This is a genomic window from Streptomyces sp. URMC 127, from assembly GCF_051386535.1.
Lineage (GTDB): Bacteria > Actinomycetota > Actinomycetes > Streptomycetales > Streptomycetaceae > Streptomyces.
Genome location: NZ_JBPQTW010000070.1, coordinates 21,532 through 29,536 on the forward strand (window position 1 = coordinate 21,532; position 8,005 = coordinate 29,536).

The 8,005-nt window shown below is 75.7% G+C and carries 7 protein-coding genes; 3 read left to right on the top strand and 4 right to left on the bottom strand.

Annotated elements, in window-relative coordinates; all coding sequences use genetic code 11:
- The first annotated feature begins 3 nt into the window (after positions 1 to 3).
- Both ACSNOH_RS16885 and ACSNOH_RS16890 read left to right on the top strand, forming a co-directional pair.
- Entirely contained in the window at positions 4 to 789 is a 786-nt protein-coding gene (locus ACSNOH_RS16885) for an enoyl-CoA hydratase/isomerase family protein (RefSeq protein WP_436722170.1), read from the top strand.
- A gap of 312 nt (positions 790 to 1,101) precedes the next feature.
- A complete protein-coding gene (locus ACSNOH_RS16890) occupies positions 1,102 to 3,756 on the top strand; it encodes a SpoIIE family protein phosphatase (protein WP_436722171.1) in 2,655 nt (884 codons plus the stop codon).
- 393 nt (positions 3,757 to 4,149) lie between these two features.
- Here the strand turns inward: ACSNOH_RS16890 and ACSNOH_RS16895 are convergent, their stop codons facing one another.
- Positions 4,150 to 4,317, bottom strand: a complete 168-nt coding sequence (locus tag ACSNOH_RS16895; RefSeq protein ID WP_436722172.1) for a CsbD family protein — start codon at positions 4,315 to 4,317, stop codon at positions 4,150 to 4,152.
- Between the two features lie 108 nt (positions 4,318 to 4,425).
- The gene (locus tag ACSNOH_RS16900) at positions 4,426 to 5,235 is read right to left on the bottom strand and encodes a maleylpyruvate isomerase family mycothiol-dependent enzyme (RefSeq protein WP_436722173.1); all 810 of its coding nucleotides are present in this window, start codon (positions 5,233 to 5,235) and stop codon (positions 4,426 to 4,428) included.
- 164 nt (positions 5,236 to 5,399) lie between these two features.
- Between ACSNOH_RS16900 and ACSNOH_RS16905 the strand changes: the two genes are divergently transcribed.
- Entirely contained in the window at positions 5,400 to 6,011 is a 612-nt protein-coding gene (locus ACSNOH_RS16905; RefSeq protein WP_436722174.1) for a GNAT family N-acetyltransferase, read from the top strand.
- Here the strand turns inward: ACSNOH_RS16905 and ACSNOH_RS16910 are convergent.
- Both ACSNOH_RS16910 and ACSNOH_RS16915 read right to left on the bottom strand, forming a co-directional pair.
- A complete protein-coding gene (locus tag ACSNOH_RS16910; RefSeq protein ID WP_436722175.1) occupies positions 5,963 to 7,012 on the bottom strand; it encodes a FecCD family ABC transporter permease in 1,050 nt (349 codons plus the stop codon). The genes ACSNOH_RS16905 and ACSNOH_RS16910 overlap by 49 nt on opposite strands.
- An 89-nt stretch (positions 7,013 to 7,101) precedes the next feature.
- Positions 7,102 to 7,992: a FecCD family ABC transporter permease gene (locus ACSNOH_RS16915; RefSeq protein ID WP_436722176.1), complete on the bottom strand. Its 891-nt coding sequence runs from the start codon at positions 7,990 to 7,992 to the stop codon at positions 7,102 to 7,104.
- Positions 7,993 to 8,005 lie beyond the last annotated feature (13 nt).

The window sequence follows — 8,005 nt, forward strand, 5'->3', positions numbered from 1 at the left end:
TGCGTGCAAGTGCAAACGCAGGACGGGATCGCCCTGCTGACCCTGAACCGCCCCGCGACGGGTAATGCCATGAATGCCGGGCTGCTCACGGAGCTGCGTTCCGCATTGCGGGAGTTGGCGGCGCAAACCGCGCTGCGCGGCGTGCTGATCACCGGGGCCGGGAAGGCGTTCTCGCTCGGCGGGGACGTCCGCGCGTACCACCGGGCCCTGTCGAGCGACTCCTTCGACGCCGCCGCCTACGGCGATCGTCTGACGTCGTTGCTCTCGGACGTCGTGCTCACCGTACGGTCCATCGGCTGCCCGGTGCTGGCCGCCGTGAACGGCCAGGCCGCGGGGGCGGGCTTCTCGCTCGCCCTCGCCTGCGACTTCCGCCTGGCGTCGCGGCGCGCCTCGTTCCACTTCGCGTACGGGGCGATCGGCGCGTCCACCGACGCGGGGATGGCGTGGTTCCTGCCCCGGGTGGTCGGCTATCCGCGCGCGCTGTCCCTCCTGCTGGAGCAGCCGGTGCTCCGTGCGGCTCAGGCGCAGCGCGAGGGCATCGTGAGCGCCGTGGTGGAGCCGCGGGAGCTGGTCGGGGCGGGCCTGGCGCGCCTGCGCGAGCTGGCGGACGCCGCGCCGCACGCCGTCCGCAGCGCCAAACGGCTGCTCGACAGCAGCCTGTCGACCGGGCTCGCCGAGCACCTGGAGCTGGAGCGCCGGGACTTCGCCGAGGGCGTCGCCTCACAGGACATGCGGCACGGCGTCACGGCGCTGCTCGACGGCGAGTGGCCGCGGTTCCGGGGGCACTGACCTCCGCGCCGGCGGGGGCGCGGCCCGTCCGGCCCGTGCCGCCCGGGAGGCGGAGGGTGGGGTGCCGAGCCGGTCCCGGCCACGACCGCCGAGGCGGCTCCGGGCGCGGCGACGGCGGCGGCCCGCCGGGCGGTACGGCCGCTACGCAGGGTGACGGCGGGTGCGCTCCCGTTCGCGCTGCGGAAGAGCGCGGGGTAGACATGGGATATGGCCCGAATCCGGGACCGCTCCTCGGGGCCCTCGGGCCGCTGGTTCACCGGTCGGCGCCGAGACAGCAGGCGGGAGCCGCGGCAGTCGCGCCACGGCTCACGGATGCCGTCGGCCGGACGCATCCGGTCGCTGGCGCGCAGCCGCAGTGTCGCCGGTCAGATGTTCCTGCTGCAGCTGCTGATCGTCCTGCTGCTCGTCGTCGCCGCGGTGGTCACGCTGGTACTCCAGGCGCGGAGCGACAGGTTCCAGGCGGCGCGCGACCGATCGCTCGCCGCCGCGCAGACGTTCGCCCACAGCCCCGGCCTGGTCGGGACCCTGCGCGGACCGGACCCCAGCAAGGTGCTCCAGCCGCTGACCGAGGCCGCCCGCAAGGAGGCCGGGGTCGACTTCATCGTCGTCACCGACCGGGACGGCCTCCGCTACACCCATCCCCGGCCCGAGCTCATCGGCAAGCAGTTCATCGGCACCATCGCGCCCTCGCAGGCCGGGCACGTCACCGTCGAGAGCGTCCACGGCCCCCTCGGCGAGGAGGTGCAGGCCGTGGTCCCCGTGGAGGACGACCACGGCAACGTCGTCGGCCTCGTCTCGTCCGGCCTCAAGGTCAGCTCGGTGAGCAGCGCCGTCGACCGGCAGCTGCCGCTCGTCCTCGCCGCCGGCGGCGCCGCGCTCACCCTGGCGACGGGCGGGGCGGCCCTGGTCAGCCGGCGGCTGCGGCGCCAGACGCACGGCCTGGGCCCGTCCGAGATGACCCGGATGTACGAACACCACGACGCGGTCCTGCACGCGGTGCGCGAGGGCGTCGTCATCGTCGGGGACGACGGCCGGGTCCTGCTCGCCAACGACGAGGCGCGCCGGCTCCTCGGCCTGCCGCCGGACGTGGAGGGGCGGCCGGTCGCCGGGCTCGACCTGGACCCGCGGATGGCGGAGCTGCTGGGGTCCCGCCGGCTCGCCAACGACGAGGTGCTGCCCGTGGGGGACCGGCTGCTCGCGGTGAACAACCGGCCCACGGACCGCCGGGGCGGCCCGCCCGGCAGCGTGGCCACCCTGCGCGACTCCACCGAGCTGCGCGCGCTGGCGGGCAAGGCCGAGGCGGCCCGCGAGCGGCTCAAGCTGCTGTACGACGCGAGCGTGGCCATCGGCACGACCCTGGACGTGCAGCGCACCGCGGAGGAGCTCACGCAGGTGGCCTCCCCCCGGTTCACCGACTACGCCACCGTCGACCTCGCCGAGCCGGTCCTGCGCGGCGACGAGCCCCGGTTCGGGGTGGGCGCCGAAGCGCCGGAGCTGCGCCGGGTGGCGCTCGGCGGCGTCCGCGACGACCACCCCCTCTACCGGGCGGGCGAGCTGCACCGGTTCGCCCCGCCCACGCCGCAGGCCACGGGTTTCATGAGCGGGAAGGCCGTCCTCGTGCCGGACCTCGCGGTCTCGTCCGGCTGGCGCACCCAGGACGTGGAGCGGACGCAGGCGATACTGGACTACGGCTTCCACTCCCTGATCACCGTGCCGCTCAAGGCCCGGGGTGTGCTGATGGGCATCGCCAACTTCTGGCGGACGGCGGACAGCGCCACCTTCGAGGAGGACGACCTGTCGCTGGCCGAGGAGCTGGCGGCGCGCGCCGCGGTGTGCATCGACAACGCCCGGCGCTTCACGCGCGAGCACGCCATGGCGGTCACGCTGCAGCACAGCCTGCTGCCGCGCGGCCTGCCCGAGCAGAACGCCCTCGACATCGCCTACCGCTACCTGCCGGCCCAGGCGGGGGTGGGCGGCGACTGGTTCGACGTCATCCCGCTGCCCGGTGCGCGCGTCGCCATGGTCGTCGGCGACGTCGTCGGCCACGGCCTGCACGCCGCCGCCACGATGGGCCGGCTCCGTACGGCCGTGCAGAACTTCTCCGCGCTGGACCTGCCGCCGGACGAGCTCCTCGGGCACCTCGACGAGCTCGTCGGCCGCATCGACCAGGAGTCCGCGGGCACGGACGAGGAGGCCTCGATCGCCGGTGCCACCTGCCTGTACGCGATCTACGACCCGGCCACGGGCGTGTGCGCCATGGCCCGGGCCGGGCACCCCCTGCCGGCGCTCGTCCGCCCCGACGGGACGGTCGAGTTCCCCGAGCTGCCCGCGGGGCCGCCGCTCGGCCTCGGCGGGCTGCCCTTCGAGGCCGGCGAGCTGCAGCTGGCCGAGGGCAGCAGCCTCGTGCTCTACACGGACGGCCTCATCGAGGACCGCAAGCGGGACATCGACGCGGGCCTCGCGATCCTCCGCGACACCCTCGCCCACCCGGGGCGCACGCCCGAGGAGACCTGCGACGCGGTGATCGGTGCCCTGCTGCCGGCGCGGCAGCGGGACGACATCGCCCTCCTCGTCGCCCGGACCCGCCGCCTTGCGGCCGACCGCTCGGCCGAGTGGGAGCTGCCCTCCGACCCCGCGGTCGTCTCGCGGGCCCGCGCCGACGTCACGCAGCAGCTGTCCGACTGGGACATGGACGAGGCGGCGTTCACCACCGAGCTGATCCTCAGCGAGCTCATCACCAACGCCATCCGGCACGCCTCGGGCCCGGTCCGCGTCCGCCTGCTGCGCGACCGCGCCCTCATCTGCGAGGTGGCCGACAGCAGCAGCACCTCCCCCCACCTGCGCTACGCCGCGGCGGAGGACGAGGGCGGCCGGGGCCTGTTCCTCGTCGCTCAGCTGGCGGAGCGGTGGGGGACGCGGTACACCCCGGAGGGGAAGGTGATCTGGGCGGAACAGCCGTTGCCGTGAGACGGCGGGAACAGGCCGGACCGGGCGGGATCGGCCGGGTGGGCCTGGGCCGTCCCGGCGGGGAAGAAGGCGAGGAACACTCCGGCCACGACGCCGGACACACGGACACAGAGACGCTTCCACATGGCGTCGTGACTACCCGCGGCGGGCGGGGTATGCGCGGACGTGGGCCGGGTTCAGCCGATCAGGGAATGCGGGGAACCCGAGTTCCGCCGCGCGCAAGCGAGTTGGATGTTGCGGGCCCGCAGTCCGGCGCCCCGGAGGCACGGCAAGGCCGGTGGCACAGCAAGGCCGGCTGCACGGCAAAGCCGGTGCCGAGCACCCCCGGAGGGAGCTCGGCACCGGCCCGGACACCGCCGCGCCGGCCGGGGCCGGCGCGCGGCTGCGGGAGCCTCAGCGGCCGCCCAGGTTCTTCCTGGCCTTCTCCGCGGACTCCTGCACCTTGCCCGACACCTTCTCGGCCCGGCCCTCGGCCTCCATGCGCTTGTTGCCGGTCGCGTCGCCCGCGGTCTCCTTGAGCTTGCCCTTGATCTGCTTCGCCTTGCCCTTGCCCTTGGCCATGACGAGGCCTCCCTTGTGTGTGCGATTGAAGGGGTTCTGCCGGATTCCACCCTCCGGCCGGTGCCGGGCCCCCGCAACCGCAGCGCCTGCCGGCCGCGCCCGGCGCCCTCACTTCAGCCAGAAGCCCGAGCGCTCCAGCCACAGGTCGAGCAGGGGCTCGTCGCCGAGGATCTCCACACCGCCGGTGCCGCTGGGCGTGGGGCGCCGGTAGACGAACAGGACGAGCTCGGTGAGCGTGCCGCGCACGGCGACGGCGGCCCTGCCGTGGGCTCGGCTCCAGCGGGCGGTGTCGCCGGTGAGGTCGACGAGCCACTCCCCCGCGGTCGTGCCCGGTGCGGCGCCGGTGGCGTGGAAGTGGAGCGTGCGGCCGGGCCCGAGCAGCGCGGGGCCGCCGGGCGGGGTCTCGGCGGCCTCGGCGTAGGAGGCGAACGTCATCCATTCGTCGAGGGCGTCGAGCGCGACCTCCTCGTCCAGCCGGTAGTCCGCGCCGGTGGTCAGCGCGGCGTCGGCCCGGTGGACGGCCGTCTCGTGCGTCATGCGGCGCGCCCAGAAGGCCGCCGAGCGCTCTTCGGAGGGCGACCACACCTCCGCGCCGGGCCCGGCCTCGCGCAGCGTCCGGGCGAGCCGGGCGGCGCCGTCGGCGAGCCACGCGTCGAGGAAGGCGCCGTCCTCGTCGGTGTAACGGGCGAGGGCGGCGTCGCCGACCAGGTCGTCGGGGACGGGCCCGGCGGCCCGGGTGCGGACGACCTCCTCGGCCCAGCGGTGGGTGCCGCCGATGTGGCGCAGCAGCTGCCCGAGGTTCCAGCCGGGGCAGGAGGGCACGCGGGCCCGCATGTCAGCGCCCTTGACGTGTGCTCTCAACAGGTCGGTCTGCGCGGTGATTTCGCTGCAGCAACGGTCGAAGCTCAGGGTACTCATGGGGCCACGGTACGGTCCGCGACAGGAGCGCTGCCGCGGTGGGGCCGTACGCGGAGCACGCCGCCCGGTTCCCCTGACGGGCTTCCCCCTCCCTCCGGAGCAAGATTTAGTTAGGTTAGGCTTACCTCACTTTCTTAGGTGAACGTGAGGAACGGGAGCCCTCTATGAGGCTGGGTCCGCTGATGGTCCGCACGCGCGAAGGCCGGCCGGTCCCCGCGCCGGGCGTCGTACGCAGGGCGCGGGCCGCCGACGCCCCCGCGCTCTACGCCCTGTCGGAACCCTTCATGCGGACGGGCGCCCTGCGCCGCCGGACGCCGCAGGTGTACGCGGCCAGGTTCGCGGAGTTCTTCGTCGCGGAGAACGCGGAGGACCCTGCGGGGCTCCTCGAAGGGTGCGTCGCCCTGCGTACGTTCCCCGCCGGCGGCCTCGCGGTCACCGGCACGGCGGGCGTGCTGCACAACTTCTGCGTGCGGCAGGGCCGGCAGCGCCGCGGCGTCGGGTCGCGGCTGCTGGAGGCGCTGCTGCTGCACGCCGCCGCCGGGTCGGTCACCGAGGTGTTCGCGGCCACGACCGGCGGCGGCGAGGCCTTCGTCCGCGGCGGCTTCCGGGAGACCGACACGGCGCGGGCACCGCGCGCGTGGGCGGCGGCGCTGGACCCCGCCCGCGGCTCCCGCGTCTTCGCCCGGACGCTCGCCGCGGGCCCGCTCACCGAGGGCGGCGGACCGGCTCAGCCCTGGCCGGCGCGCCACTGCCGGGCGAGCACCCACACCAGGTAGCAGCCGCCGACGACACCGGTCAGGACCCCCACGGGAAGCTGCGTGGGGGCCAGCATCCGCTGCGCGGTGACGTCGCTGACGGCGAGCACCAGCGCCCCCAGCACGGCGGACGGCAGGAGGCCCGGGCCCGGGGCGCGGGTCAGCCGGCGCGCGACCTGCGGGGCCACCAGGGCGACGAACGGGACGGGTCCCGCGACCGCCGTGGCGAGCGCCGTCAGCCCCACGCCCGTCACGAGCGCTCCGGCCTTGGCCCGCTCGCCCCGTACGCCCAGCGCGGAGGCGGTGTCCTCGCCCATCTCCAGCATGCGCAGCGGCCGGGCGAGGAGCAGGGCCGCGGGGGCGAGGACGGCGAGCGCGGCCGCCATCGTCGAAACGTGCTGCCACCCGCGGCCGTTGAGGCTGCCGGTGAGCCAGACCTGGGCGCTCTGGGCGTCGGTGAACGACGCCTTGGCGATCAGGTAGGCGTTGGCCGAGGAGAGCAGGGCGCTCACCCCGATGCCGACGAGGACGAGCCGGAAGGCGGCCGCGCCGCGCCGCCACGCGAGCAGGTAGACGGCGGCGCTGGTGACCGCGCAGCCGGCGACGGATCCGACGGCGACCGGGACCGCGCCGGCGCTCAGCACGAGGATGGCGACGAGCGCGCCGGTGGCGGAGCCGACGGTGAAGCCGATGACGTCGGGGCTGCCGAGGGGGTTGCGGGCGACGCTCTGGAAGAGGGCTCCCGACAGGCCGAGCGCGGCGCCCGTCAGAAGGGCCGTCAGCAGCCGGGGCAGCCGCAGCTCTTGGACGATGTACGTGTACGCGGGGTTGCCGTCGCCGGCGAGGACGCGCAGGACGTCGGAGACGGGGATGCGGAAGTCACCGGTCGTCAGCGTCCACACGCCGGCCGCGGCCGCGGCGAGGAGGAGGGCAGCGCAGACGGCGGCGGCACGCGGGTCCCAGCGCAGGGACAAGCCGGGTCGGCCGGTGCGGCCGGTGCGGCCCGGCAGGCCGAAGCGCAGGGTGCGCAGGCGCGTGGTCCGCGGGGGCGTGCCCGGCGGCTGCCCGGCCGGACGGCGACGCGCGAGACGCACAAGCGGGGTACGGCTGGTCACAGTTCGCTGATCCTCTTGCGGCGGACGAGTGCGATGAACAGGGGCGCCCCGAGGAACGCGGTGACGACGCCGGCCTCCAGCTCCTGCGGGCGCAGCACGACGCGGCCGAGGATGTCGGAGGCGAGCAGCAGGGCCGCGGCGAGGACGGCGCTGTAGGGCAGGACCCACCGCTGGTCGGGGCCGGTGATCAGGCGGGCCACGTGCGGGACGGCCAGGCCGACGAAGGCGATCGGGCCGACTGCGGCGGTGGCCGCGCCGCACAGCAGGGTGATCGCGGCCATCGTCGCGAACTGTGTGCGGCCGGGGTGGGCGCCGAGCGCGCGGGCGCTGTCGTCGCCGAGGGCCAGCGCGTTGAGCGGCCGGGCCAGCAGGGCGGCCAGTACGGCGCCGGCGGCCAGGAAGGGCAGCACCTGCCGGGCGAGGGCGCCGTCGGCGCCGGCGAGGGTGCCGATCTGCCAGAACCGCAGGCGGTTGAGGGCGAGCGGGTCGAGCAGGATCAGGCCGTTGACGACCGCGGTGAGGACGGCGGTGACGGCCGTGCCCGCGAGCGCGAGCCGTACGGGCGTGGCGCGGGAGCGGCCGCGGGTGCCGAGCAGGTGGACGGCCGCGGCGGCGACGGCCGCGCCCAGCAGCGCGCACCAGACGTAGGAGGTGAAGCTGCCGAGGCCGAGCAGGGCCGTGGCGCCGGCGACGGCAGCCGCGGCACCGGCGTTGACGCCGAGGAGGCCGGGGTCGGCGAGCGGGTTGCGGGTGAGGGCCTGCATGAGCGCGCCGGACAGGCCGAGGGCGATGCCGGCGCCGATGCCGAGGAGGCTGCGCGGCAGCCGGGAGGTGCGGACGACGATCCAGTCGTCGTTGCCGGGGTCGTGGTGCAGGAGGGCGTGCAGGACGTCGCCGGGC